Origin of the sequence: Streptomyces sp. AC602_WCS936 (assembly GCF_019049125.1) — a bacterium.
Taxonomy (GTDB): Bacteria; Actinomycetota; Actinomycetes; order Streptomycetales; family Streptomycetaceae; genus Streptomyces.
The window spans coordinates 39004-61470 of record NZ_JAGMUF010000012.1; the positions used below are offsets into that span (position 1 = coordinate 39004).

22 protein-coding genes are annotated in these 22467 nt (G+C 70.5%); 6 read left to right on the forward strand and 16 right to left on the reverse strand.

Translation table 11 applies throughout. The features are described 5' to 3' along the window. Positions 1–25 precede the first annotated feature (25 nt). A complete protein-coding gene (locus tag KUM03_RS06045; protein WP_217245961.1) occupies positions 26–421 on the forward strand; it encodes a RidA family protein in 396 nt (131 codons plus the stop codon). A gap of 38 nt (positions 422–459) precedes the next feature. On the opposite strand, the gene KUM03_RS06050 is transcribed toward KUM03_RS06045, so the two are convergent. The 16 genes from KUM03_RS06050 to KUM03_RS06125 form a co-directional block, all read right to left on the reverse strand. Further along, on the reverse strand, positions 460–1836 hold the full coding sequence (locus tag KUM03_RS06050) for a replication-associated recombination protein A (protein ID WP_217245962.1): 1377 nt from the start codon (positions 1834–1836) through the stop codon (positions 460–462). Between the two features lie 45 nt (positions 1837–1881). After that, entirely contained in the window at positions 1882–2733 is an 852-nt protein-coding gene (locus tag KUM03_RS06055; RefSeq protein ID WP_217245963.1) for a PhzF family phenazine biosynthesis protein, read from the reverse strand. Between the two features lie 15 nt (positions 2734–2748). Further along, entirely contained in the window at positions 2749–4422 is a 1674-nt protein-coding gene (locus tag KUM03_RS06060) for an asparaginase domain-containing protein (protein WP_254398911.1), read from the reverse strand. Continuing rightward, positions 4422–4907, reverse strand: coding sequence for a DUF488 domain-containing protein (locus KUM03_RS06065; protein ID WP_217245964.1), 486 nt, complete (start codon positions 4905–4907; stop codon positions 4422–4424). The genes KUM03_RS06060 and KUM03_RS06065 overlap by 1 nt, the downstream gene beginning before the upstream one ends. Positions 4908–4982: 75 nt before the next feature. Next, positions 4983–5993 carry a methyltransferase gene (locus KUM03_RS06070; protein ID WP_217245965.1) on the reverse strand — a complete coding sequence of 337 codons (1011 nt, stop codon included), beginning with the start codon at positions 5991–5993 and terminating at the stop codon, positions 4983–4985. Positions 5994–6019: 26 nt separating this feature from the next. Continuing rightward, on the reverse strand, positions 6020–6427 hold the full coding sequence (locus KUM03_RS06075; RefSeq protein WP_217245966.1) for a VOC family protein: 408 nt from the start codon (positions 6425–6427) through the stop codon (positions 6020–6022). An 18-nt stretch (positions 6428–6445) separates the two neighbouring features. Beyond that, on the reverse strand, positions 6446–6937 hold the full coding sequence (locus KUM03_RS06080; protein WP_217245967.1) for a PhzA/PhzB family protein: 492 nt from the start codon (positions 6935–6937) through the stop codon (positions 6446–6448). 83 nt (positions 6938–7020) lie between these two features. Continuing rightward, complete coding sequence (asnB, locus tag KUM03_RS06085; RefSeq protein ID WP_217245968.1) at positions 7021–8877, reverse strand: asparagine synthase (glutamine-hydrolyzing); 1857 nt, start codon at positions 8875–8877, stop codon at positions 7021–7023. Between the two features lie 44 nt (positions 8878–8921). Beyond that, the gene (gene phzG, locus KUM03_RS06090) at positions 8922–9542 is read right to left on the reverse strand and encodes a phenazine biosynthesis FMN-dependent oxidase PhzG (RefSeq protein ID WP_308406261.1); all 621 of its coding nucleotides are present in this window, start codon (positions 9540–9542) and stop codon (positions 8922–8924) included. Continuing rightward, positions 9539–9886, reverse strand: coding sequence for a hypothetical protein (locus KUM03_RS06095; RefSeq protein ID WP_217245969.1), 348 nt, complete (start codon positions 9884–9886; stop codon positions 9539–9541). The genes phzG and KUM03_RS06095 overlap by 4 nt, the downstream gene beginning before the upstream one ends. Then, entirely contained in the window at positions 9883–11787 is a 1905-nt protein-coding gene (locus KUM03_RS06100) for an anthranilate synthase family protein (RefSeq protein WP_217245970.1), read from the reverse strand. Before KUM03_RS06100 ends, KUM03_RS06095 begins: the two co-directional genes overlap by 4 nt. Beyond that, entirely contained in the window at positions 11784–12407 is a 624-nt protein-coding gene (locus KUM03_RS06105) for an isochorismatase family protein (protein WP_217245971.1), read from the reverse strand. The genes KUM03_RS06100 and KUM03_RS06105 overlap by 4 nt, the downstream gene beginning before the upstream one ends. Next, complete coding sequence (locus tag KUM03_RS06110) at positions 12395–13603, reverse strand: 3-deoxy-7-phosphoheptulonate synthase (protein WP_254398912.1); 1209 nt, start codon at positions 13601–13603, stop codon at positions 12395–12397. The genes KUM03_RS06105 and KUM03_RS06110 overlap by 13 nt, the downstream gene beginning before the upstream one ends. A gap of 257 nt (positions 13604–13860) precedes the next feature. Next, the gene (locus tag KUM03_RS06115) at positions 13861–14508 is read right to left on the reverse strand and encodes a hypothetical protein (protein ID WP_217245973.1); all 648 of its coding nucleotides are present in this window, start codon (positions 14506–14508) and stop codon (positions 13861–13863) included. Positions 14509–14639: 131 nt separating this feature from the next. Then, complete coding sequence (locus tag KUM03_RS06120; protein WP_217245974.1) at positions 14640–14945, reverse strand: hypothetical protein; 306 nt, start codon at positions 14943–14945, stop codon at positions 14640–14642. 63 nt (positions 14946–15008) lie between these two features. After that, positions 15009–15887, reverse strand: coding sequence for a helix-turn-helix transcriptional regulator (locus tag KUM03_RS06125; RefSeq protein ID WP_217245975.1), 879 nt, complete (start codon positions 15885–15887; stop codon positions 15009–15011). A 200-nt stretch (positions 15888–16087) separates the two neighbouring features. Between KUM03_RS06125 and KUM03_RS06130 the strand changes: the two genes are divergently transcribed. From KUM03_RS06130 to KUM03_RS38150, 5 genes are all read left to right on the forward strand, one after another. Continuing rightward, positions 16088–16945, forward strand: coding sequence for an SDR family oxidoreductase (locus KUM03_RS06130; RefSeq protein ID WP_217245976.1), 858 nt, complete (start codon positions 16088–16090; stop codon positions 16943–16945). 460 nt (positions 16946–17405) lie between these two features. Continuing rightward, positions 17406–18668 carry a helix-turn-helix transcriptional regulator gene (locus tag KUM03_RS06135; RefSeq protein WP_254398913.1) on the forward strand — a complete coding sequence of 421 codons (1263 nt, stop codon included), beginning with the start codon at positions 17406–17408 and terminating at the stop codon, positions 18666–18668. Next, positions 18665–19417, forward strand: a complete 753-nt coding sequence (locus KUM03_RS06140) for a toll/interleukin-1 receptor domain-containing protein (protein WP_217245977.1) — start codon at positions 18665–18667, stop codon at positions 19415–19417. The genes KUM03_RS06135 and KUM03_RS06140 overlap by 4 nt, the downstream gene beginning before the upstream one ends. Beyond that, positions 19414–21402: a hypothetical protein gene (locus tag KUM03_RS06145; protein WP_217245978.1), complete on the forward strand. Its 1989-nt coding sequence runs from the start codon at positions 19414–19416 to the stop codon at positions 21400–21402. Before KUM03_RS06140 ends, KUM03_RS06145 begins: the two co-directional genes overlap by 4 nt. Then, positions 21399–22466 (forward strand): hypothetical protein, encoded by a 1068-nt coding sequence (locus tag KUM03_RS38150; RefSeq protein WP_254398914.1) that lies wholly within the window; start codon positions 21399–21401, stop codon positions 22464–22466. Before KUM03_RS06145 ends, KUM03_RS38150 begins: the two co-directional genes overlap by 4 nt. Position 22467 lies beyond the last annotated feature (1 nt).

The following is a 22467-nucleotide window of genomic DNA, read 5'->3' on the forward strand; positions in this document are numbered from 1 at the left end:
TGAACCGAATGGAGCAGGTGCGTCAATGGAACGTAACGCGGTCAACCCGGTGTCGTGGTCGGTCGAGATGGGATTCAACCAGGGCGAGGTCGTCTCCGGGCACTCGCGCACCCTGTACATCTCGGGCCAGACGGCGATGAGCAAGGAAGGCAAGCCCGAGCACGACGGTGACATGGCGGCGCAGCTGGCGCTGGCCGTCGACAACATCGAGGCGGTGCTCGCCGAGGCGGGCATGACCCTCTCGAACCTCGTCCGGCTGAACGTCTACACGACCGACGTCGATCTGCTCTTCCAGCACTACGGTGTGCTGGCGGGCCGCCTGGGCGCCGCCGGCGTGGCGCCGACCACCACCATGCTCGGGGTGACGCGGCTGGCGATCCCCGGTCAGATGATCGAGCTCGAGGGCACCGCCGTCGCGTGACGCGTCCGAGCGCCGGCCTCACGCCCGTGAGGCCGGCGCTACCGCTCCTCGCCCCGGACGACACGGCGGAGCCTGGTGAGGCGCTCGTGCAGGTCACGTTCCCCGCCGTGCCGCGTGGGGCGGTAGTAGTCCTTCTCCACGAGGTCGCCCGGCGGGTACTGCTGCGCCAGCACTCCCTCGGGGACCCGGTGCGGGTAGCGGTAGCCGATCCCGTTGCCCAGTTCCCTGGCGCCCGTGTAGCGGCTGTGGCGCAGGTGCGCGGGGATCTCGCCGACGGCGCCCGCCCGGACGTCGGACATGGCCTCGTCGATCCCGGTGATCACCGAGTTCGACTTCGGTGCCATGGCCAGGTGCACGGTGGCCTGGGCCAGGGCCAGGCGAGCCTCGGGCATGCCGATGAGCTGGACCGTCTGGGCCGCGGCGACGGCGGCCTGGAGGGCCGTGGGGTCGGCCAGCCCGACGTCCTCGCTCGCGTGCACCACCAGGCGCCGCGCGATGAAGCGCGGGTCCTCGCCGGCGACGAGCATGCGGGCCAGGTAGTGCAGCGCCGCGTCGGGGTCCGAGCCGCGTACCGACTTGATGAACGCGCTGACGACGTCGTGGTGCTGGTCGCCCTGCCGGTCGTACCGCACCGTGGTCTCGGCGACGGCGCGCTCCACCGCCGGAACGTCGACCACGGTGCCGCCGGTACCCGTCACCCCGTCGGCGCTCGCCTCCAGCGCGGTCATGGCGCTCCGGGCGTCACCGGCCGCGAGGCGCACCAGGACGTCCTCGGCCTCCGGCGTCACACAGACCGCGCCATCGAGGCCGCGCTCGTCCTTGACCGCCCGGCGCAGCAGCTCGCGGACGTCGTCCTCGTCCAGGGGCTGGAGCTGCAGTACCAGCAGGCGGGAGAGGAGCGGGGACACCACGGAGAACGACGGGTTCTCCGTGGTGGCGGCGACGAGCAGGACCAGCCCGTCCTCGACGGCTCCGAGCAGCGCGTCCTGCTGGGTCTTGGAGAAGCGGTGCACCTCGTCGATGAACAGGACGGTCCGCCGGCCCTGGCCGTCGCGGCGACGGCGCGCTCCGTTCATCACGTCGCGCAGTTCCTTGACGCCGCTGGTCAGCGCCGAGAGGGCGACGAACTGCCGGGCGGCGACGGCGGCCATCAGGCGCGCCAGAGTGGTCTTTCCCGTGCCCGGCGGACCGTACAGCAACACGGATGCCGCCTCGCCGCCCTCGGCCAGCCGTCGCAGGGGTGCGCCGGGGCGCAGCAGGTGGGCCTGGCCGACGACCTCGGCGAGCGACCGCGGCCGCATCCGCACGGCGAGCGGGGCGTCGGCCCGTGGGGACTCGGTCGCCGCCTCCGGCGGGCCCGGTGGAGCGTCGTCCGCTTGCGGTAACGCGAACAGACCGTCGTCCTCGGCCGTCATCCCGCGCCCTTCCTTCGTGGATCGGTCACTCGTACGTCCCGGCGGCTACGCGAACAGCGTGCCCCGGGCGACAACGACGGCGGCTCCGGCCACTTGGACCGATTCGATCCGTTCGGGCGTCCCCGTCGCGCGAGCGCGCATCGTCGAGGAACGCCCCATCTCGACCCCCTGACGGATCTCGATCCACTCCCCGAACGGGACAAGTCCGTACCGGGCCAAGTGTACCGCGATCGCCCCAGCGGCCGAGCCGGTTGCGGCGTCCTCCACCACCCCGTAGGCGGGCGAGAACATGCGCAGCCGCCACTGCGTTCCGGAGCCCGCGAAGCAGTTGGCCGCCATGTCGGGCAGCCTCGCGAGGACGCGCTGGTCCGGCTCCAGGGAGGAGAGCGCCGGCACGCCGTCCAGACCGACGAACACGTGCCTGGGCCCGTTGTCGTACACCTCGACGGGCAGGGTGCTGCCGGTGTCCACCAGGTCGAGGGCGGTGAGGAGTTCGTCCGCGCGGTCGTAGGGCTCCCAGACCGGAAGGGGCTGCCACATCTCGGCCACGACGGTGCGGCCGTCGTCGTCCCGCTCCAGTTCGAAGGCCACGGTGCCCTTGGCGGTCTCCATCCGCAGCTCTTTCGCGTCGTGCGACTCGCCGAGCACCACGGCCGTGCCGAGGGTCGGATGCCCGGCGAAGGGCAGCTCGTTGACGGGGGTGAAGATGCGGACCCGTACGTCGCCGTCGTTCTCCGGGGGGAGGACGAAGACGGTCTCCGACAGGTGCAGCTCGCGCGCGATCTGCTGCATGCGCTCGGCGGGCAGGCCGGAGGCGTCCGGGAAGACCGCGGTGGGGTTGCCTGCCAGCGGGACGTCGGTGAAGACGTCGGCCACCACGTACTCGTACCTGCCCATGGGTTCCCGTCCGGTTCAGTGAGTGTCGAAGAGTGCCTGGTACTGGGCGACCGCCTTCTCGGTGGCCGCGCGTTCGTCGGGGGTCGGGGCGAACGGGTCCGCGGCCGGGGGCAGAGCGCCGAACCTGAGCAGCGCGGCCATGAGGAGCATGCGCGCCTTGGTGGCCGTCAGGTTGTTGCCCGAGACGAACGCCGGGTCGGTGCGGTACGCCATGCCCCCGGTGGTGCCGCGTCCGGTGCGGACCACCGGCAGACCGGCGAAGACGGCGACGCTCAGCGCCGCGTTCTTCGTCGGGTCCGCCATCCCGAACGGTGACATGCCCTCGCACACGAGGCCGGAGAGCGGGTGGCGGGCGAGGTTGGCGTCGATCCGCGCGAGGATCTCGACCTCCTCCTCGGCGACGGGCGGGTTGTCGGTTCCGGTGCCCGTCGCCGCGTACCGGCTGTACTTGGTGATCGAGACGTGCGGCATGGCGGAGGGCACGAGCCCGTCGGCGTCCTTGACCCGGACGTCGACCGGGGTGACGCCGGCGTCCAGGCTCCCGACGACGCCGGCCACCGTCTCGGGAAGCACCGTGAGGCGCAGCTCCGAGCGGTGGGTGTGCCTGCGGGCGGGGAGGTAGGTGAGCTGCGGAGGGCCGTAGCCCCCGAGGTCGGCGACGACTCCCCCGTGACCGCCGGTGACCTCGTAACCGCCCGGCCGGGCATCGACCTTGGTCACGTCCCGGGCCGAGTAGACGAGTTCGTCGACGATCACGCAGGCACCGACGCGGTTCTCGCCCCGTTCGTCCAGGGCGACGCCCGACGTGATGAACTTGACGCCGTCCACCACGTTGCGGTCGCCGTCCGCGCTCAGTGACTGGTGGCGGCGCTGCGCGGCGTGTCCGACGAGCGGCACCCCGGTGTCGATCAGGAGGCCGAACCAGTACAGGGTCTCGTCGACGGTCGGGCTTCCCTCCAGCCACTGCACGCCGTCGAACTTCCCGGTGGCGAGCACGGCCTGGACCTGGTTGGTGGCCCGGGCCAGGTGCGCGAGGCCGGGCTCGCTCTGGAGGTGGTACGGGTAGTAGACGAAGAAGTCCTGCCCGAGACGCTCGGAGGCGGCACCCGTGGTGTACCCGCCGGAGGGAGCCGCGCGGAAGAACTCGAAGTCGGCGACAGAACCCAGTTCGACGGGGGTGCCGTGGTCGGCGAGGCCGAACCGCTCGATCTCCTCGTAGAGGCGCCGGGCGTCCGGGTAGAAGGTCTGGCGGGCCTCCGCCGGGACCGCGTACGGCGCCGCCGAGGTCTCCTCCCAGGCGGAACCGTCCGCCTGTCTCCCCATGTAGGGCAGGGGGTAGAGGCCGTCGGCGGGTTCGAGTTCGACGACGTGCACCGGCTTGGCGTCCGGGGACGGCCGTACGGTGTGGAACGTGCCGCCCTCGTCGAGCCAGCCGTCGGGCGGGGCGTACAGGCCGGCGGCGTCCTGTTCGAGCGGGTGCGCGCTGAATGCCTCGACGTACAACGTCGCCGGGGCGGCGAGGCGTTGGGGCCGCAGGACGTCGGACCGGCCGGGCCGGGGCGGCAGGCCGTGGCGTGCGCGCGCCTTGTTCGACGTGACCAGGTCCGGGGTGTTCAGGATCGTCGCGGTCGGTCCGGCGAAGACCGCGATCCTGGGTCGCGGTGCGCCGGCCGGGAGCATGTCGCCCATCACATCGGCCTCAGATGTTCCACGGTGATGCCGTATTCCTCGGTGAGCCGCCGTGCGACCAGCGACCGGTGACACGCCTCGGGGTCGCGCTCGACGCAGAAGAGCGCCGCGGTCCCGCTGTCCGGCAGGGCCGCCACGATCGGTGCGAGGTCGGCCGGGTCGAGGATCTCGGCGGTGTAGCGGCGGGTGTACTCGGCGGCGAGCTCCCGGCGTGAGCGTTTGCCGACCCCTTGGCGGTCGTCCTCGGCGTACTGGAGTTGTCGCAGCTCGGTCGTCGGGGCGAGCTCCCGGCGGTGCTCGTAGGCGATCCCGGCCCGGGCGAGGGCCGCCTGGAGCCGCAGGGAGTTCGCCCAGGCGTAGTCGGGGCCGCGGACCCCGCGGCGCTGCCGTACGTCGAGCAGCAGGCGCACGTCGGCCTGCCGTAGTCGTTCGAGGTGGGAATCGCCGTCGAAGCCGTAGACGCCGATCGTTGCCAACTTGAGCACGGGACTTCTCCTGTTCGCGCTGCCGCTCGTACTCCGCTCGAAGCTGCCGGCCGCTCCGGGCCGTGCCGGGTGCCGCTACGGGGCGCGCGGCGCGACGATCAGGGCGGTCGTCTCCATCGGCAGTTCCGCCGTGCTCTCGACGGACAGGCCGGCCCGTTGCAGCAGCCGCGTGATCCGGCCGAGGGTGCGGTGCTCGCCGCCCGTGGTCACCAGCAGGTGCAGGTCCCACAGCGCGGGAAGCACGGTGGAGTTCTCGTCCTCGACGAAGCGGTCGAGTATCAGCAGCCGGGACGAGGGGCCCGCCATGGCGCGGCGGCAGTGCTCGAAGACACCGACGACGTCCTCGTCGTCGTGGCCGGCCAGCACGCGGCACAGGATGTAGACGTCCCCGCCCTCCGGGACGCCCTCGAACATGTCGCCGCCGACCACCTCGGCGCGCTCCGGGCCGACGGTGGCGGACAGGTGCTCGCGGGCCTTGGGCGTCATGTGGTCGCGGTCGAAGAGCGTGCCCGTGGCGTCCGGCGTGGCGGCGAGGATCGTGGCGAGCAGGTTCCCGCCGCCGCCGCCCACGTCCACGACCTTCTTGCCGGTGAAGTCGAAGACCTCGGGCACCTGGTGGAAGAACATGCTCGCGGCGTTCATCGTGAGCTGGAACCGCCGGGCGGTGGCCGCGTGCTCGCCCAGGTAGTCGTAGAACGGCCGGCCGTAGGCGACTTCGAAGCCGGAGCTCTCCGTGCTGATGGCATGGTGGGCGTGGTCCCAGGCGGAGTAGAACTCCTCGCCGTACAGCAGGCACATGTCGCGCAGCGACTGGGGGCCGTCGAGGAGCGCCGCGCTCACCCGGGTGCCGCGGTAGCCCGTCGAGTCGCTGCCCTCGAAGACGCCCAGGGCCACGAGCAGGCGCATCAGGCGGTGGACGCCCTGCTCGCTCGCGCCGGTGGCCTTGGCGAGTTCGGCGTCGTTGTCGCGGCCGGCCTCGACGTGGTCGGGCAGTCCGAGTTTGACCGCGGTGTAGAGCGCCTGCGCCCGCCACCCGCCGGTGATGATGTCGACCACGTCCCGGGTGGCCTGCACGTCGACTCTCATGGAGACCTCACCTCCCGATCCGCCGGTCACGACGGCTGCTTGATGTTGCACATCCAGGTGATCCCGAACCTGTCCACGAGCGTGCCGGCCTCGTCACCCCAGATCTGCTTCCTGAGGGGCATGGCCACCGTGCCGCCCGCGGACAGCTTCTCGAAGTACTCCCGCAGCCGGGGGTCGTCGCCGCCGAGGTAGAGGGCGACGTTGGTGCCCGGGTCGAAGGGGACCCGCTCCGGGACGTCCCACGCCATCACCGTGAAGCCGCCGGCGGTGCTGAGCGTCGCGTGCATGATCTTGTCCGGGTCGGGCATCTCCGCCGACCCGAAGTCGCCGTACGTGCCCAGTTCCAGCGTGCCGCCGAGGACCTGCTGGTAGAACTCCATGGCCTGACGGGCGTTGCCGTCGAAGGCGAGGTACGGGTTGAGCTGGGATGCCATCTGCTGCTGCCCTTTTCCCTAGGTGGGGATTCCGCCGCGGTTGATCTTCGGGACCTCGATGCCCAGCGCGCGCAGTTGCTGGAACGGGTTCATGAACTCGCGTTGCCGCTTGATCCTGCCGTCCTCGAGCTCGAAGGCGTGGATGAAGTGGTTCCTGTAGTGGCCGGGCGGGTAGTCCGGGTAGAGGATCTGCCCTTCGCCGTCGCACTCGACCCAGAACCTGTCGGGGTCCTGGGTGTCGAAGATCTCGACGTTCTTCCACTCCCAGTCCGGGAACATGCGCAGCGACCACTCGCCGTGGGCCTTGAGCTTCGCGTGTCCCTCGGAAACGACCGGTTCTCCGGTGTCGCTGGTGTACAGGCCGGCGCTGCCGTCCTCGGTGAAGAGCAGGTAGCGCGTCAGCCGGTTCTCGCCCTTGCGGGTCATGTAGTCCGCGACGACGGCCCGGTGCCGGGCGCGCAGGTCGAGGCCGGCGTCGGTGCCCTGAGGCCGGGCGTTTTCCGTTCCCATCTCGTCTCCCTCGATCCGTGGTTCGGGTGCGGGCCGCCGCGGTGCGGGCGGTGGGGTGGTCCGGTGCCGTCCGGACTCCGGTCTCAGAGCCGGAGTTCGGGCCGGTAGATGTCCAGCCAGGTACTCAGGTCGAGCACGCGCTCCATGCCGTTGCGGACGTCGATCGGCATGGTCGCCGGGTCCTGCCGCGTGATGTTCTCCAGCCGGCCCCGGTCGACCAGGTCGAAGACCGGGTCGTCGGTGGTGAGGAGCTCCTTGGACTGCTGGAGCAGCGCGCCCGTGTAGTGCGGGTCCAGCGTGGCCGGGTAGGGGGCCTTCACCCGCTCCAGGACCGACTTCGGCAGCAGGTCCGCGGTCGCGGCGCGCAGCAGGCTCTTCTCCCGGCCGTCGAAGGACTTCATCGACCACGGGGTGTTGTAGACGTACTCGACGAGGCGGTGGTCGCAGAAGGGGACCCGGACCTCCAGGCCGACGGCCATGCTGATGCGGTCCTTGCGCTCCAGGAGCATCCGCACGAAGCGCGTCAGATGCAGGTAGCACAGCTCCCGCATGCGCATCTCGTGGTCGCTCTCGCCCTCGGCCCGCTCCACTTCGCCGAGCGCGTCGGAGTACCGGTCCTTGATGTAGGCGGGCAGATCGAGGGCGGCGGTGATGTCGGGGTTGAACCGGTCCGACACCTGGGCCCGCGCGCCGCTGACGAACACGGCCATCCAGGGGAAGGTCTGCGCGGCCTGGACCTCCGGCAGGTGGAACCACCGGTACCCGCCGAAGACCTCGTCGGCGGACTCGCCGGACAGGGCGACCGTCGACTGCTGCCGGATCGCCTTGAAGAGCAGGTACAGCGAGGCGTCCATGTCGCCGAGGCTGAGCGGGCTGTCCCGGGCGGTGATGACGGCCCGGCGCACGTCCGGGTCGGCGATCGAGGCGTGGTCGAGCACGATGGACTCGTGCTGCGAGCCGACGTGCGCGGCCACCTCCCGGGCGTACGGGGCGTCCGTGGTGCCCCGCAGTTCGTCGGCGACGAAGTCGTCCTCCCGGCCGACGAAGTCCACCGCGAAGCTGCGGACCTTCTCGCCGGCCTCGCCGTGCTCGCCGGGCCGGCCCAGCTTGGCGGCGGCCAGCGCGGTGATGACGCTGGAGTCGAGGCCGCCGGAGAGCAGGGTGCAGCGGGGGACGTCGGAGACCAGCTGGCGGCTGACGATGTCCTCGAGCAGCTCCCGCACGGTGGCGACGGTGGTCTCCCGGTCGTCGGTGTGCGGGCGGGTGGGCAGCGTCCAGTAGCGGTGCTCGCGCAGGCCCGAGCGGTCGACGGTGACCAGGCCGCCGGGGACCACCTCGTGCATTCCGCACCACACGGCGCTGCCCGGTGTCTGGGTGAAGCTGACCAGCTCCCGCAGTCCGGCGAGGTCGACGGCGCGGTCCGCGAGCGGGTTGGCGAGGATGGCCTTCGGCTCGGAGCCGAACATGACGCCGTCGTCGGTGGCGTAGTAGTAGAGCGGCTTGACGCCCATCCGGTCGCGGATCATGACCAGCTTCTCGACCCGCGAGTCCCAGACCGCGAAGGCGAACATGCCGTTGAGCCGTTCGGCGACCGCCTCGCCCCACTCGACGTAGCCGTGGAGCACGACCTCGGTGTCGCTGCGGGTTGCGAAGCGGTGGCCCCGGCGCAGCAGTTCGCTCCTGAGCTCGGTGTAGTTGTAGACCTCACCGCTGTAGGTGATCGCCACCGGTCCGTCGTCGGTGGGCAGCACCATCGGCTGGGTCCCGCCCTCGATGTCGATGACCGCCAGCCTGCGATGGCCGAGCACCGCGTGCCGGTCGAGCCAGGCGCCACCGGCGTCCGGTCCCCGGCAGGCCATGGTCTCCGTCATCGCGTCCAGTTGCGTGCGCTGCTGCGTCAGATCCCGGTCGAACGAGACCCAGCCCGTGATTCCACACATCGACTTGCCTTTCTTCCTCTCGAGTCCTCGGTCCCCCGGCGGGGTCAGGGTTGGAGCCGGCTCGTGAGCCAGCCGGAACCTTCGCGCTCGTAACGCAGCCTCCGGTGCAGCCGGTCCTCGGGTTCGGACTGCCAGAACTCGACCGACGCCGGCTCCAGCAGATAGCCGGTCCAGCGGTCCGGGCGGGGCAGCGCCGAGCCGTCCCGGCCCAGTTCCCGGGCCTGCTCGCGCAGTGCCTCCTCGTCGAGCAGGGGTGCGCTCTGGTGCGCCGCCACCGACATCGGGTGCGTGCTGACGGGCCGGGCGTTCCAGAGGGCGTCGGACTCCTCGGCGGGCAGGGGGCGGGTCGGGCCGCTCACGCTCACCTGGCGTGCGGCCTCGCGCCAGTAGAAGAGCCCCGACGCCCAGGGCGTGCCGGCCAGTTCGCGGCCCTTGCGGCTGTCGGAGTGGCTGGCGAACACCAGGCCCGTCCCGCGTATGTGGAGGACCTGGACGATCCGGTTGGAGACCTGGCCGCGGGGGTCGACGGTGGCCAGTGCCAGCGCGCCCGGCTGGAGGACGGCGTCCGCGACCGCCTGGTCGAACCAGGTCCGCAGCAGCTCCATCGGGTCCGCGGGCGGGGCGGTGAACTCGTCGGCGGTCACGGCGGAGTGCGGTGCGCTCACGACGACTTCCCGATCGCTTCGAAGGCCAGGCCGCGTTCGGCGGGCCCGCCGGAGGAGATCCCCTCGACGACGGCCTCGACGTCGGACAGCATCCGGACGGTCGGCGGGTATCCGATGAGTTCGGTGGCCCGGTTCGGGGGCATCGGCGCCGTCAGGTCGGCCCCCGAGTCCCACAGCATCACGGCGCCCCACCGGTTGGTCTCCCGGTCGGAGATCCAGAACTTCAACCTCATTCCGTGGACCTCCGTCCACGGCTCGACGCCCTCGTCGCGCAGGTAGACGCGCAAGGAGTCGATGGTCTGGCCGGACCCGGTGAGGTCCCACCAGGAGATGGTGGCTTTCATGCGTTCAGTACCTCCGCGGTCTCCATCAGCGGTGCGAGCAGCTCGGCCAGGACCCGTTCGCCGTCCCGGGTGAGCACGGATTCGAGGTGGAACTGCACCGAGCCGAAGTGCGGGCCGCGCAGGGCGTGCACCTCGCCCGTGCCGGCGTCGAGGCAGACCGTCACCTCGCCGATGCCCGGACACTCCAGCCGGCCGGCCTTGGCACGGGCCGAGAAGGAGTTGTAGAAGCCCACCCGTTCGCGCGAGCCGAACAGGTCGATCTCCCGCTGGGTGCCCTGGTTCGGGACGTCCCGGCGCCGCAGTTCGAGCCCGAGGCGCCGGCTGAGCAGCTGATGACTCAGGCACACGGCCAGGAAGGGGATGCGTCGGGCCAGCAGCTCCTCGATGGCGGAGGTGAGCCGGACCAGCCTGGGGTGGTCGGTCTCCCGCGGGTCGCCGGGTCCGGGGCCCATGACGACGAGGTCGTGGTCGTCGAAGCGGTGGGCCGCGTCGAAGCGGCTGAGTTCCACGGTCAGCCCGATGGAGCGCAGTTGGTGGACGAGCATCGCGCTGAAGGTGTCCTCGGCGTCCACGATCAGCACCCGGCGGCCGTCCAGTACCGGGTGGGGCCGTGCGCGCTGCTCCGCCTCGCTGAGCCAGAAGTTCGCGATCGTCTCGTTGCGCCCTTCCAGGGCTTCCTGGATCAGCGGATGCGCGTCGAGCCGCTCCTGCGCACCGAGGGCCGCGAGGACGCCCGCCGCCTTGGTGCGGGTCTCGGCGACCTCGGCTTCCGGGTCGGAGTGCCGGACGAGGGTTGCCCCCACGCCGACCCGTACGTCGGCGGTGTCGCCGCGGTCCGAGGCCAGGATGTCGGCGGTGCGGATGAGGATGGCCGAGTCCAGGGTGGGCGCGCCGGCGGCGTCGCGGCCGATCAGCGCGGCGACTCCCCCGTAGTACCCGCGGCCGCCCGGCTCGTAGCGGGCGATCACCCGGCAGGCGTTCTCGAGCGGGCTGCCGGTCACGGTGGGGGCGAACATCGTCTCGCGCAGGATGTCCCGGGGGTCGAGGTCGCTGTTCCCCTCGATGGTGTACTCGGTGTGCGCGAGCCGGGACATCTCCCTCAGGTACGGCCCCTTCACGCGGCCGCCGCCCCGGCAGACCCGGGCCATCATCTTGAGTTCCTCGTCGAGGACCATGTACAGCTCGTCGGTCTCCTTGCCGTCGGTGAGGAACTCCATCACCTCCGACAGGACCGGTCCGGCGGCCGGGTAGCGGTAGGTGCCGCTGATCGGGGTCATCGCGGCGACGCCGTCGCGCAGGCTGACGTGGCGTTCCGGGGTGGCACCGACGAAGGTGCGGGTACCGGTGTGCACGATGAACGTCCAGTAGGCGCCGCTCTCCCGGGTGAGCAGCCGACGGAAGAGGCTGAGCGCGCTGTGCGTCGAGTAGCCGGTGATGCTGGTGACGAAGGAGCGTTTGATGACGAAGTTCGAGCCCTCGCCGGTGCCGATCTCGTTGTCGAGGACCGCGCGGACGGTGTCCGCGTAGGCTTCGTCGTCGGTGTCGAAGCGTCCGTCGGCCAGGGCGATCGGCTCGTCCGGAAGTGCTCTGAACACCTCGGAGGCGCTGGTCAGTGACTGGTGGGTCACCTCCATCGCGAGCAGCGGGGAGCCGTCGTCGACGGTGGCGAAGCCGCGTTCGGTGATCTGCCGGTGGGGCACCAGGACCAGCGTCTCGTGCCGGGCTCCACCGGGCCGCCCGGTCCCCTCGGCCGACGGGATGTCGGCGAGCCGGGCCGGGGTGCGGACCCGGCCCAGCAGGATCTCCACGCGGTCCGGGCCCACGGTCTCGGGGCGGTGCAGCAGGGCGAAGGCACCCGGTTCGGGGCCCAGCACGTGCTCGAGCAGCTGCGGGGCGTTCATCGGAAGACCTCCTCGGTGGTGGTGACCACCGAGCAGCGGGCGGCCGCGTAGTCGAGGGCCAGCCGGTGGTGGTCGGCGGAGAAGTCACCGAGGGCGTCGGCGACCAGGAAGGGCTGGATGTCGTTGGTGAACGCCTCGACGGCGGTCGCCAGCACGCCGACGTGGGCGTACACGCCGCAGACGATCAGCTGGTCGCGGCCCAGGGCGCGCAGCTGCGCCAGCAGGTCCGAGCGGAAGAAGGCGCTGTAGCGCCACTTGGTGAGCACCTGGTCCGCCGGCCCGGGCGTGAGCTCCGTGACGATCTGGCGGTCGACGGGGTTCACGCGCATGCCCGGGCCCCAGAAGTCCTTGAGGAGTCCGCGCTCCTCGTCCGTCATGCCGCCGGGCTGCGCGGTGTAGAAGACGGGGACCCCCAGCGCGGCGCACCGCTCCCGCAGCTGTGCGCAGTGGCGCACGAGCGGGTCTCGTACGGCCGGGGGGAAGGGGGCGAGGAAGTACCGCTGCATGTCGTGGACGAGCAGGGCCGCGCGGGTCGGATCGGGTGTCCACCGGGCCGTGCCGGGGGGCAGTTCGGCCGCCGTGGGCAGCGGGTAGGCGGAGATCGGGGCTAGGCCCGGCACGGTTCTCCCTCGACTCGGTTCGTCATCGTCTGCGGCTGCCAGGCGGACACCACCGACACGGCCTGGCGGGGGTTGAGTCGCGGGTCGCACAACGTCGTGTACGTGGCGCCGACGCGGTCGGTGGTGTCCGGGGCGTCGGCGCACTCGGTCACCGCGTCGGGGGTGGTCTCCAGGTGGATCCCGCCCGGTGTTCCGCCGCCTGCGCGGACGGCCGCCTGAAAGGCGGTGACCTCGCGGACGACGGTTTCCACGACTCGGGTCTTGCGTCCTTCGGCGGTGGTCACGGTGTTGGCGTGCATCGGGTCGACCAGCCAGATCACGGGGTGCCCCGCGGCGCGTACCGCCCTGACCAGCGGCGGCAGCAGGTCCGTCGCCGCGTCGGCGCCCATGCGGGCGATCAGGGTGAGCCGGCCCGGTGTCCTACCGGGGTCGAGCCGCTCGCACAGCCCGAGCAGTTCCGTGGTGGTCATGCGGGGGCCGACCTTGCAGGCCGCGGGGTTCACCACGTCGGCCAGCAGGGCGACGTGGGCTCCGTCGAGCCGGCGGGTCCGTTCCCCTATCCAGGGCCAGTGGGTGGAGGTGAGCGCGAGCCCGCCGCCCCGGTCGGCCCGCAGCATCGGGATCTCGTAGTCGAGGAGCAGGGCCTCGTGACTGGTCCAGACGGCCGGGTCGGCGCGGTCCTGCGGCGTCGGGCAGAGGTGGGTGATGACCTGGCGGGCGGCACGGTAGCCGGCCAGCAGGCGCCGGGGGTCGGGGCGTCGCGCTTCGGGGTCCGGCTCGGGGCCGTTCACCAGGTGGCCCCGGTAGACCGGGAGCTCGACGCCGCCGACCGACTCGGTGGGAGCCGACCGGGGCTTGGCGTACTGGCCTGCGATCCGGCCGACCTTGATGACGGGCTGGTGGGTGATCGCGCTCATGACCCCGGCGAGCACGTCGAGGAGAGCGGTCTTCCGTTCGACGTCACTCGCGGTGCATTCGGCGAAGTCCTCCGCGCAGTCGCCCGCCTGCACCACCTGTGCCTGTCCGGCGGCGACTTGGGCGAGCCGGCTTCGGAGTCTGGTGAGCGATTCGGTCTCCACCAGTGGTGGGAGGTCCGCCAGCGTGTCCCGAATTCGCTCGACCTCTGCCGGGTCTTCCCATTGGGGTTGCTGCTGTGCGACGAGGGTTGGTGAATAGTGGAGCGATGTGGTGTTCAATTCTGCTCCCCACTCTCCGACATGCCGGCATACCGCTTCGGCGCGGTAATACGGCCGACTCCCGACCACCCATGGCCGAGGGTGACCCGCCATGGGTGGTGGACTCCCCGGAATTCCTCGATTTCGGCATGCCGGGGCGGCAGATCGACACGTGGGTGAAATCCGAGAATGCGACGCAGTACGCGTGCGCGAGCACGGCGATTCAACCGGTCGGTCGACTGCCGGGAAATACGGAGAGGACTGTCGAGTGAGTCGGGTCAGTGGTGAGCGGTCGTCGGCGCGGCCGGGTCACCGTGAGGCGGATACGGGTTGTCCTGCACGTACAGCCAGGTGCCGTCCAGCTGCTCCTGGACGGTGTCGCAGAAATTGCCGGTGAAACTCTCGCGGGTTCCGTCCGCCGCGTCCTGCTCCAGGCTGTAGTCGCCCATGATGGCCGCCGTGCGCTGGCGCACCTTGTTGTCCCACCCACGCCATCCGCCCGCCACGACGGTCTGGCGGGGATTCACGGTGAGTACCGGATTCGAATCGAACCAGTCGATGTAGAAGGCGCGGATCGCCGCGTGGCCCCGAATGATCGACCCGTCCCAGTCGACGATTGCGGCCTCGGGCTCGTGCAGCGCGATGATGCCGTCGATGTCCTTGGCCACGATGCGCTCACCCAGAAGCTTCAGCAGCTGCTCGGGGGACGTGGCCTCGGCCCGCCACGCCCCCGCCTTGGTCTTGGCTGCGGCGTTCGCGGGAGTCTCGGCGCCGGACGAAGCCCCGGTGGTCGACGGGCTCCCGGCGGTGGTGGTCGCGGCGGCGGCCACCGGCTCGGTCTGGATGAATCTGGGGCCGGCGATGCTTCCGGCCGTCAGGACTATGGCCGCGGCCGCGATCGGAAGCGTGTGCTTAATCTTGCTCAATTCATCTCCCCCTACCGGAGACGGCAACAGGTCGATACGACGCCGCTACGGCGTCGGGCCTTCCGGCCGGTCACCTTTTGCCCTCTCTCCCCCTGGATGACAGTCATACAACAGTCCGAAACTGGTTTCTGTCAACGCCTCAGAAAATACGGGCGGCATTGTTGATCTTTTTCCGTCGCACGGCAGGGAAAGCGGAATGCCGACGGCACCGCGGTGATCTGCGCCTGTTCATGGACAACGGAACCCTGTCCGGCGGTGATCATTGTGCCGCAGGTCCGACTACCAGCAGCCGCGGGCGCCGCCCTCACGAGATCGGCTATCACTGAGCGTAAAAAACGCGCCGGACCGTGCAGCACAGAGTAAAGAAAGAGGAAAGCGGGAGTCCAGACACGGTCTTTGAGTTGTTCAATGAACAATGAATTGCCCGGCTGGTACATTTCCAGCCGTCACCTGACCGAAAACCGACGCACCGTGTCGGCCACACCGCGCAGTGGCCGACGTCAGTCGCGCGACTGCCTCGAAGCCGTCGAGGGTCCCGCCAGTGTCCACGAGGCCAGCAGGCTCAGCGCCTGGGCGGACGCCGACCCCGGTTCGGCGGTGTAGAGAAACAGGGTGGTTTCGCCGTCACCGGGAAGCGACAGCGTCTCGTACTCCACGGTGAGTTCACCGACCAAGGGGTGCCGAAGCCGCTTGGAACCATGAGTGCGCTGGTGCACGCGGTGCTGCTGCCACCAGCGGTCGAAGTCGTCGCTCCGCGTCCTCAGCTCCGTGACGAGCGCCTCCGTGGCCCGCCGGTCCGATTCGCGCACCGCGTCCAGACGCAGGTTCTCCACCGCGGCGCGGGCCTGGACGTCCCAGTCGACGAACAGGTCGTGCGCGTCCTGATCGAGGAAGAGCCAGCGGGTGTAGTTGCGCTCAACGGCCGGCATGGCGTCGAAGTCCGCGAACAGGGCCCTGGCCATCCGGTTCGCGCCCAGGACGGCGGACTGCCGTCCGAGGACGAGGGCGGGGACAGAGGTGTCCAGGGAATCCAGCAACCGATGGAGCCCGGGGCGCAGACGCTGGACGCTGGGCGCGCGAGACGGGGGGCGAGTGGCGGTGATGCCCACGAGATCCCTGAGATGGGCAAGGCTCGCCTCGTCCAGTCCCAGGGCCTGCCCGACGGCTTCGACCACGGCAGCGGACGGGTTGATGGAGCGGCCCTGCTCAAGGCGGGCGTAGTAGTCGGCGGACACACCCGCCAGGCGGGCGACCTCCTCCCGCCGGAGGCCGGGCACGCGCCGGACGCGGCCGTCCGGCGGCAGGCCTGCCCGCTCGGGATCGCACTGGGCGCGGGAGCGCTTGAGGAAGTCCGCGAGCTCACGGTTGGTGGGGGACATGAGAGCAGTCTGCCCCCTGCAGAACGACGACGGCCTCTCCAAGGGAGGTCTGTCAGTCCTACTCCTGCGCGACCCAGGACGCGGAGGGCTCGCCACGGCACTCACAACCCCCTCCTGCGCGGTCCACGATCGAGTCAGCGCCGGATCAGCAGCCCGGTCCGGCGGCATCCCGTCTCGGCACCTACGGAAGAGGAACACCCATGTCTGCCACCACCACCCCCACCACCTGGTTCGTCACCGGCGCCTCCCGCGGAATCGGGCTGGAGCTGGTCCGGCAACTGCTCGCCCGGGGCAGCAACGTGGCCGCCACCACCCGCTCCACCGAGCGCCTGCGGACCGCGCTGGGCGGCACGGTGAACACCAGCCGCCTCCTCGCGCTGACCGTGGACCTGACGGACGAGACCGAGGTCAAGAACGCCGTGGACCGGACCACCGAGCGATTCGGCCGGCTGGACGTCGTCGTCAACAACGCGGGGTACGGCTACCTCGCGGCCGTCGAGGAGACCAGCGGCACGGACGTGCGGGACATGTTCGACGTCCAGGTCGGCGGGGTGTGGAACGTACTGCGCGCGACGCTGCCGGTCATGCGTGAACAGCGCGCGGGCCGCGTCATCAACGTCTCCTCGATCCTGGGTCTGACCACGATGCCCGGCTGGGCCCTGTACTGCGCGGGCAAGTTCGCGCTCGAAGGGCTGAGCGAGGCGCTCGCCGCCGAGGTCGCGGACTTCGGCATCAAGGTCACCGTCGTAGAGCCCGGCTACTTCCGCACTTCCTTCCTCACCTCGGACTCGCTGGCCCTGCCCGGCGAGACCACGGAGCACTACCCGGCTGTGCGGGCCATGGTCGAGGACCACCTCAAGCTTCAGGGCCACCAGCTCGGCGACCCCGTCAAGGGGGCCGCCGCCATCATCGAGCGCGCCGGCCTCGAGGACGGCCCCCTGCGCCAGCTCCTGGGCTCCGACGCGCACGCCTTCGCCACCGCGAAGGTCGACGCCCTGCGAGCCAACCTCGCCGCCACCGCCGCCTCCGCCCCCACCACGGACTTCCCCGGAGCCTGAGCAGGCGTTTCCTGTGACTCATCGAGGTTGTCCTGGTCAGACGCCCTTCGTGGCAGGCTCCAGGATCGCGACGCACTAGTTTGGTCAAGGGCCGCCGGGCACACGGAGCGTCAAATGAGCGTCACGGCGGTTCGGCACCGGGACTCTGGCGCGTCATGCCTCCCCGTAGTGCGCAGCGCCTCCCCCGGTACGGAGCCTCACGCCGGTGGAGCCGCGTCGGTGCGCCCAGTGCGTACGAGAGGCCCGCCCGAAGGGGCAGTGTGATCGGAGTTTGCTGACGAGGCTTGCCGCGCCCCGCCGTCGGAGAAGGAAACGGGAAACAGCTTCGATCGCCTTGTCCGTCCGGGACTTGGTACCGCACTCTTTCCGTGCAGTACCGCCTCAGCCCGGACGACCGGGTTTGGAGGTTCCCGTGCCACATCCGTCCACCCTGTTCGGCGAGGAACTGAGGAAGCGGCGTATGGAGGCCGGACTGAGCCTTACGGATCTGTCCGGTCTCGTGCACTACAGCAAGGCGCAGCTCAGCAAGGTCGAGCGGGGCATCAAGGCACCCAGTCGTGATCTCGCGCGGCTGTGCGACGCCGCACTCGGTGCCGACGGGGCACTGATCGCCCTGAGCACCCCTACCGCTGTCGATTCACCTGCCGCGTCGGCGCCAGGCCGGGCCGAGGAGGAGAACTGGATGATGCACTTGTCACCGGACGGCCGGAGCTGCTTCGGGCCCGTGGGCCGGCGTGAGGTGATGAGTGCCGGTGTCGCCTCGCTGATGACCTGGAGGTCGGACGGGTCGGGTCCGGCTTCCCCGGCCGCCGGCGCCGGCATGCTGGAAGCCTCACGCGCACTGTTCACGCATTACCGCAGACTCGGTCAGACCGTGGAACCCGGCCTGCTCCTGCCCGTTCTGATCGCGCAGACACACACGCTGCGGGAGTTGTCGGCGCAGAGTGACAGCGGCACCGGGCGTCGCCTGCTGGCGCTCGGTTCCCGGTACGCCGAGTACGTGGGCTGGCTGGTGCAGGAAACCGGAGACGAGCGTGCGGCGCTGTGGTGGACGCAGCGTGCGGTCGATCTGGCCGCCGCCGGCGGTGATCAGGCACTGGCCGGTTATGCGCTGGTCCGCAGGGCGTTGGTCACGCTGTACCGGGAGGACGCCGAGCAGACGATCGCGCTGGCCCGCCGGGCGCAGAGCGGCGTGCTGCCGTCACGGGTCCGCGGCCTCGCCGCACAGCGCGAAGCGCAGGGCCATGCCCTCGCCGGTGACATCCGCGCCTGTTTCCGTGCCCTGGACCGGGCTCGTATGCTGCTCGCCCGCCGGAACGACGGTGCCGACGATCCGGTGATCGGCTCTATGCACCTTCCCGATCCGGTCGGCATGATCACCGGCTGGTGCCTCGTCGATCTCGGGCGGCCACGCGAGGCGGGCGAGGAACTGGACCGGCAGCTCACTCTGGTCGGCCCCGACGCGGTGCGTACGCAGGTCCGGTACGGCGTACGCCGCGCGCTCGCCTATGCATCCGCCGGCGAGATCGACCACGCGTGCGCCCTGACGGAGCCACTGCTCGACGGCGTGACGGCGGTGCGCTCGGCGACCGTCACGACTGACCTTCGACGGCTCGTCCGCGTGTTGGGCCGCTACCCGGACCACCCACCGGTACGCCGGCTGGCACCGCGACTCGGCACCTTGTCCCGCCCGACCACCCCTCTTGAGGAGTCACCGTCATGAGCGAGATCTTCATCAACTACCGCACGGGGGACGGGGAGAAGACCGCGGCCCTGCTCCGCCAAGGGCTGTCGCACCGCTTCGGCCCGGGACACGCGTTTCACGCGTCACAGTCCATCGTCCCTGGTGAAAGCTGGCCCGAACGGCTACTGGCCGCTGTACGGCGCAGCTCCGTACTCCTGGCCGTCATCGGACCGGACTGGACGCACTTCCGTAGCCGGTTGGAGGATCCCGAGGACTGGGTGCGCAAGGAGATCGAGGAGGCTTTCGAGTGTGAGGTCCCGGTGGTCCCCGTTCTGGACGGACGCAAGACCAGCCGGCTGAGCAAGGCCGATCTCCCGCCCGCGTTGCGACGGCTCGCCGATCTCCAGTCCATCGCGTTCGACTCCGGTGACACCGAGGCGTGTGTCGCGCGCATCGGTGATCTGATGGCCGATCTGATTCCCGGCCTCGACGACCGGCCCGGGAACGAGGCGGGGACGCCCGCGCCGGGCAGCGTGACCAATTCCATCGGGACCGTGAACGGTACAGCCGTACAGAGCCGTGACTTCACCGGTGACGTCGGCACGGTCGTCAAGGGCGCCCACGGTCCTGTCCACACCGGGAACGGCAACATCTACTCGCACTCACGTCATGTCTCGGGCGACCGTCACTTCTCGGGTGACGGGATGACGTACTTCGAGGGTGACCACCACGGCACCGTCCAGCACCGATTCGGTGAACGGGACGGTCACGAGGACAAGGACCGGTGAACCAGCACACCGGCACCTGGGTCCGGGACTCGGGCGTCACGGTCACGGGGCCCGGCGACGTCTACATCGGCACGCAGCTGCAGGACTCGGACAAACCGGCTTTCCGCCGAATCGCCGAGGACCAACTCCGCCGACTGCGCTACGTGCTGGTCGCTCCACCGCGTATGGGCGAGGCTCGTGCCGTACTCGCCGACTCCGGCACCGTCATCCTGGACGGTGTCCCGGGCAGCGGCCGGTCGGCCGTGGCCCGCGTACTGCTGCACGAACATCACCGGGACAGTGGTGTCTTCCGCGAACTCCTGCCCGGTGAGGAGGGCGAGCTTCACTTCCAGGACCCCGCTCTGGTCGGGACCGGTGATCAGTTGCTGTTGGACCTGTCCGCCGCGGACGACCGCCGCTGGGCCGCGGCCCGGGCCGACCTCCCGGCGCTGCGCAAGGCCGTGCACGAGCAGCGGGCCCACCTGGTCGTGGTCATGCCGCACCGCGGCGTTCTCGACCCGGACCTGCAGTACTGCCGCGTGGTGCTCGAACGGCCACCCGGCATCGGCGTTCTCCGGCGGCATCTGCGCCTGCACGGTGTGCCGCCTGAGCAATATCTACGGCCGGATGGCACCGTCACCAGGTTCCTGACGGCGAACAGGCCGATGCGGGAGATCGCGGAGTTCGCCGACCTGGTGCGCAGGGCACGCGAGGCCGGTCAGCCCGGGGACGAATTCGGCCAGTGGTGCGAGGCGGCCGGACGGGCGCGGAACGACGGCCGACGGGAAGCCGCCGCGCTCGTCACCGAGCTGCGGGAGGCGCCGCAACGAGCCCTGCTGATCGCCGTGTCCATGCTGCATGGGGCACATGCCGATGTCGTTCACCGCGCGGCCGAGCAACTGCTGAGCACCCTCGGGCTTCCGTCGGAGCGCGTCTCGCCGCTGCAGCAACGAGACCTCGCCGAGCGACTCCTCGAGATCTCGGCCACTGCCGCCCCCAACGGACAGGTCCGGTTCGAGAAGCTGGACTTGGACTCCGCCGTTCGTGCCCATTTCTGGGACCACTTGCCCGATCTCCGCCCCCACCTCGGCACTTGGGTCGCGAGTGTGGTGGAGCTGAACGATCCGCACGTCGTCACCGTCGTACGCGACGGCCTGGTGGAACGCGTGGCCGGTGAATACCTGCGGACCGGACGCGCGGACGGACTGGGGACCCTCGTCGAACGCTGGAGCACCGGTGCGACGAGCCGGCGTCGCCTGGAAGCGGCCGTTCATGCGCTCACCCGTGGGCTGGCGGACCCGGTGCATGCCAGGGACTTCCGCGAGCAGATCTACCAGTGGTGCGCCAACCGGCACCTCAGGGGGGAGCTCGCACAGGTGCTGGTCCGCGTCTGTGCCGACGTCCTCGCGACCAGTCATCCCGATCAAGCCCTGGTCAGGCTCTACCACCTGGCCCGGCGTGAGCGCGGCACGACGCGTGCCCGGCAGGCGCTGTGCGATCTGGTGGCGCGCAGCCGCAGGCTGCACCGCGTGCTGCTCGACCGTCTCGCCCGTTCCGACTTCTCACCCGCCAATCTCGGGATCTTCCTCCAGGCCAGCGACCCCGAACTGTTGACGCTCCGCCCCGGCACCTCGCACGCGCTGGTCGACGAGCAGGGCGCGCAGCGCTCCCTGACAACCTGCTGGCACGCCGTACTGACCGAGCTGCCGCCTCCGCAGTGGCAGGCCGGAGCACGACGCTGGCTCCACTGGGCGGCCGCCGGCACCGGACCGCACGGCGGGCTCCTGCTCGACCTGCTCGTCAGCGCGGCACAGCGGTGCACGGAGAAGCGGGGCAAGGTCTTCGCTCTGCTGTACGCGTGCGCCCGCGACGCCGAGCGCACCGGTCCGGGGGATGCGGCGCGGGCCTCGGAGACCACCGGTCTGCTGCTCCACAAGATCAGCGCGGCTCAAGGCATCGCTCCGGCCACACCGCCGACGACCTCACCCAGGGGGACTCGACCATGACCACCGCACGGAAAACCACAACCGTCTTCCTCACCGTTCTGAGCGGTCTCCTGTTGAGCATCGTCGGTCTGACGCAGCGGTGGCCCGCATGGACTTGGCCACTGCTGGCAGTGCTGCTGCTCGTCGTCCCCGCGGCCGTCTTCCGGGTCGCCGCGATGCGCCGCGGCACGGTACCGGTGGCTTTCGAGGAGCAGCTCACGGCCGCCCCCGTGGAACGCACGGAACACCGCGTCAGCCGGGTAGTGCTGCCCAGCAAGTGGGCCGACTACGACTTTGTCTTCTCCGCGACGGTGCGCTGGTGCCTCGTCGACGCTCCCGCGAGTGCCCCCGTTCTCAATCCGGCGGGCCTCGCCGTCGACGCGGTCCTGAAGCGGGCCCGCGCCGTCACCGAGCAACGAGAACCGGTCCGGTCCTCACTCGTCGAGCAGGAACTGTCCGGCGCCCTCAGCCGGATGGTGCCTGAGTCCACCGGGCACCTCCAGGCGATGGCGGAGAACATCCAGCTCGTCCTGGTGCAGCAGGACCAGGAGCGCCTCGACAAGCTCGCCGACGTACGCAAGGACGAGGCGGTCTGGGTGCACCAGCGCAAGTACGAGCAGAGCAGGCGCCGGTACTTGGGCGAGGATGTCCTCAAGGACACCGGCAGCGCAGTGGTCTGGTGGCTCGCCAGGAACGACGAGCACGTGGAACGTACGGTGAACGACCTGGCCCTGCTCGCTCAGCTCACCTCGGCGGCCAATGACACCGACATTCCCGAACGGCTTCAGGATCTGATCTCTCAGCAGCCCGGCGAGCCGACGACGTCGGACTTTCCCGAGGCGGGGCCTCCCTCAGCGCCGCAGGGACGGGAGACAGCCACGGTGCGTCTCTCCGACTTCCTCGACAGCATCGGTTTCACCGACGGAGATGTACGCCGCCCGATGCTCGCGGCACAGATCGCCGGCCTCATCAAGGAGCAGAACCGCCACGAGACCGCCGAGGAGATCCAGCACCACTTCGATCCGCCGGCGTCCCCCGCTCTGGACGACGACGAGGCGCCCGCCTCCGGCTCCCCCCTCGCCTAGG

What these genes read in the sequence shown, in the direction of transcription:
- KUM03_RS06045 (WP_217245961.1), top strand. Translation starts at nt 26, where the DNA reads ATGGAACGTAACGCGGTCAACCCGGTGTCGTGGTCGGTCGAGATGGGA.
- KUM03_RS06050 (WP_217245962.1), bottom strand. Translation starts at nt 1,836, where the DNA reads ATGACGGCCGAGGACGACGGTCTGTTCGCGTTACCGCAAGCGGACGAC.
- KUM03_RS06055 (WP_217245963.1), bottom strand. Translation starts at nt 2,733, where the DNA reads ATGGGCAGGTACGAGTACGTGGTGGCCGACGTCTTCACCGACGTCCCG.
- KUM03_RS06060 (WP_254398911.1), bottom strand. Translation starts at nt 4,422, where the DNA reads ATGGGCGACATGCTCCCGGCCGGCGCACCGCGACCCAGGATCGCGGTC.
- KUM03_RS06070 (WP_217245965.1), bottom strand. Translation starts at nt 5,993, where the DNA reads ATGAGAGTCGACGTGCAGGCCACCCGGGACGTGGTCGACATCATCACC.
- KUM03_RS06075 (WP_217245966.1), bottom strand. Translation starts at nt 6,427, where the DNA reads ATGGCATCCCAGCTCAACCCGTACCTCGCCTTCGACGGCAACGCCCGT.
- KUM03_RS06080 (WP_217245967.1), bottom strand. Translation starts at nt 6,937, where the DNA reads ATGGGAACGGAAAACGCCCGGCCTCAGGGCACCGACGCCGGCCTCGAC.
- asnB (WP_217245968.1), bottom strand. Translation starts at nt 8,877, where the DNA reads ATGTGTGGAATCACGGGCTGGGTCTCGTTCGACCGGGATCTGACGCAG.
- KUM03_RS06095 (WP_217245969.1), bottom strand. Translation starts at nt 9,886, where the DNA reads ATGAAAGCCACCATCTCCTGGTGGGACCTCACCGGGTCCGGCCAGACC.
- KUM03_RS06100 (WP_217245970.1), bottom strand. Translation starts at nt 11,787, where the DNA reads ATGAACGCCCCGCAGCTGCTCGAGCACGTGCTGGGCCCCGAACCGGGT.
- KUM03_RS06120 (WP_217245974.1), bottom strand. Translation starts at nt 14,945, where the DNA reads ATGTACCAGCCGGGCAATTCATTGTTCATTGAACAACTCAAAGACCGT.
- KUM03_RS06125 (WP_217245975.1), bottom strand. Translation starts at nt 15,887, where the DNA reads ATGTCCCCCACCAACCGTGAGCTCGCGGACTTCCTCAAGCGCTCCCGC.
- KUM03_RS06130 (WP_217245976.1), top strand. Translation starts at nt 16,088, where the DNA reads ATGTCTGCCACCACCACCCCCACCACCTGGTTCGTCACCGGCGCCTCC.
- KUM03_RS06135 (WP_254398913.1), top strand. Translation starts at nt 17,406, where the DNA reads ATGGAGGCCGGACTGAGCCTTACGGATCTGTCCGGTCTCGTGCACTAC.
- KUM03_RS06140 (WP_217245977.1), top strand. Translation starts at nt 18,665, where the DNA reads ATGAGCGAGATCTTCATCAACTACCGCACGGGGGACGGGGAGAAGACC.
- KUM03_RS38150 (WP_254398914.1), top strand. Translation starts at nt 21,399, where the DNA reads ATGACCACCGCACGGAAAACCACAACCGTCTTCCTCACCGTTCTGAGC.